At 42.5% G+C, this 2,303-nt stretch carries 4 protein-coding genes; all 4 read left to right on the top strand.

What is annotated here, in order from left to right; translation table 11 throughout:
• Positions 1-221: 221 nt before the first annotated feature.
• Positions 222-599 carry a hypothetical protein gene (locus ACXAGX_RS20415; RefSeq protein WP_474825212.1) on the top strand — a complete coding sequence of 126 codons (378 nt, stop codon included), beginning with the start codon at positions 222-224 and terminating at the stop codon, positions 597-599.
• 129 nt (positions 600-728) lie between these two features.
• Positions 729-1,070: a hypothetical protein gene (locus ACXAGX_RS20410; protein WP_474825211.1), complete on the top strand. Its 342-nt coding sequence runs from the start codon at positions 729-731 to the stop codon at positions 1,068-1,070.
• Positions 1,071-1,220: 150 nt separating this feature from the next.
• Positions 1,221-1,529: a hypothetical protein gene (locus tag ACXAGX_RS20405; protein WP_474840683.1), complete on the top strand. Its 309-nt coding sequence runs from the start codon at positions 1,221-1,223 to the stop codon at positions 1,527-1,529.
• 124 nt (positions 1,530-1,653) lie between these two features.
• On the top strand, positions 1,654-2,091 hold the full coding sequence (locus ACXAGX_RS20400; RefSeq protein WP_474825215.1) for a hypothetical protein: 438 nt from the start codon (positions 1,654-1,656) through the stop codon (positions 2,089-2,091).
• Positions 2,092-2,303: the final 212 nt, after the last annotated feature.

Here is a 2,303-nt window from a genome sequence, read left to right as displayed (position 1 = left end):
CAGCCAACTTTGGTTGCAGCCAAAGTCTGGGCCTCACTTTACCCATCTTTGAAAACGTTGTGGGGAATTTAGGGAAGAATTATCCATACAATCGCATTAAATCGCTCGCAAGCTCGCTGGGACGCTAACACGTGGGCTGCGTCACTTCGTTCCTAATTTTAGCCCATGTGTTATCGCCCCTTAGTGGGGTGTTATGTGTCAATTTAAACAAGGAGGTTTAAATGATATTTTCTTTTTTTAAAAAGTTAATAGCGATCAGAGATGAAGACAGGCATTTTCAGTGGTCTGGTTTTCAAATACGTGTCAAGGAATCAAGCAATCCTTATCTGGTGGAAATTTTGTCAATTAGACAACGTGCTCGTGCTGGAACTAAAGCATACGTAAAATTTCATCGGGGTTATTTCGCTGAAGGACAAGCAGTTTGGATACCTGAGGAGTTTCCGAGTAAAGGAGATTTTGTTCTTGGAAGTGGTTCTGAAGGCGATGGAAGGCATCACAGAGAGAGTGTCTTTTATTTCAACGAAGTAGAGGAAATTATGAAAGCCAAATATTACAAAGGGTACTTGGCGCACTGTAAGCGTAAATCGTTAAACACATAACAAAAAAATTAAGTCGCTCGCAGGCTCGCTGGGACACAAACATGGCGGCTGTGTCGCTTCGCTCCGATTATTGCCGCCATGTTTGTGCCCCTTATTTGGGTGTTATATTTTACGGAGAGTTCGCAGTAAATGGATGATGTTTATACAAATAATCAAGCAGAAATAGTTGAGTATGGTCTAGACAAAATCGATGCCAATGAGACTGTAGAGGTCAATCTAAAAGATTTGCTGTATGTTTACAAAACTCTTCAAGAATACATGCGTTTTTTCCATCAACCAGCGCATTACCCTGAGCTAAGCGATATTCATAAATTCCTTGGCACAACGGATAACACAGCAGGGTTTCACATTCTGAATGAAGCAGTCTATGTAAAAATGCGAGATATGTTTCCTGAGCGAATTAACGATATGTTTGGTGAAGGTGATTTTGAGTGTCCCAAGTTGCCAAGCTATTACAACGAGAATATGTAAAATATAACAATCGCATTAAATCGCTCGCAGGCTCGCTGGGACGCTAACACGTGGGCTGCGTCACTTCGTTCCTAATTTTAGCCCACGTGTTATCGCCCTTTATGCGGGTGTTATATGCCTGTTGAGAAAATAAGCTAAAGAATTTTGAATATGGAAAATCTAACTCAGCAAAAAAGTATTGCTACTCGATTATTTATCGTTTCTATAGCTATTTGTGCAGGCTTTTGGGCATACATGGCGTTCTTGTATGAAGGGGACGCAGAGTCAAATATGTGGGCTCCAGTTGCCGGGCTCTTTGAGGGCTTTGTTTATGGCGGTGTTTTCGCAATCTTGCCAGCAATTTATTCTTTCTTCGCATTGAAGGGCGATAATAAAAGGTCTCTAAGACTTGCCGTTATATTTAATCTTTCAGCGCTGTGGATAATTTGCGTATGCTTGTTGTTTGTTGCGGGCACATAACAATCAAATTAAGGCGCTCGCAGGCTCGCTGGGACACAAACATGGCGGCTGTGTCACTTCGTTCCGAATATAGCCGCCATGTTTGCGCCCCTTATTTGGGTGTTATGTGCCAAAAGGAATTTGCATGCACAAGAATAATCAACTAATAATCGCTGGCAGTTTAAGTATCCTGGCTGCATTACTTCATATTGGTTGTATTTTCGGCGGTCCTGATTGGTATCTCTTTTTTGGTGCGGGTCAACGCATGGCTCAACTCGCAGCTCAGGGCGACCCGTACCCAACAATTGTAACTTTAGCAATTGCTTCAATTCTTACTGGCTGGGGCTTATATGCATTTTCTGGTGCAGGTATCATCATCAAGTTACCACTACTAAAAACCTGTTTAGCTTTAATTACTGCCATCTATTTGTTGCGTGGTATCGCAGGGTTAGTTGGTCCCTTTCTAACTTCAGAACCTGTGGTACACCAAAATTCAATAACCTTTTGGTTAGTAAGCTCAATTATTTGCTGTATTTATGGTACGTTTTATTTATTGGGCACAGTAAAGGCATGGCGGCAGTAGAGAGTGTGCTGGCACATAACAAACAAATTAAGTCACTCGCTCCGCTCACTGGGACGCAAACACGTGGGCTGACTCGCTTCGCTCGGGATTTTAGCCCACGTGTTTCCGCCCCTTATTTGGGTGTTAGGCGTTAAGTTGAACCGCGTTGCGCAATGCGCTACAATCTTTCCGTGATCAAGTCATTTAAACATAAGGGTCTGAAGCTGTTTTTC

This window comes from Alteromonas sp. ABV4_515 (assembly GCF_056160345.1).
This window is presented reverse-complemented; position numbering and strand designations above follow the sequence as displayed.

Coding starts and splice junctions, on each gene's coding strand:
- ACXAGX_RS20415 (WP_474825212.1), top strand. CDS start 222: ATGATATTTTCTTTTTTTAAAAAGTTAATAGCGATCAGAGATGAAGAC.
- ACXAGX_RS20410 (WP_474825211.1), top strand. CDS start 729: ATGGATGATGTTTATACAAATAATCAAGCAGAAATAGTTGAGTATGGT.
- ACXAGX_RS20405 (WP_474840683.1), top strand. CDS start 1,221: ATGGAAAATCTAACTCAGCAAAAAAGTATTGCTACTCGATTATTTATC.
- ACXAGX_RS20400 (WP_474825215.1), top strand. CDS start 1,654: ATGCACAAGAATAATCAACTAATAATCGCTGGCAGTTTAAGTATCCTG.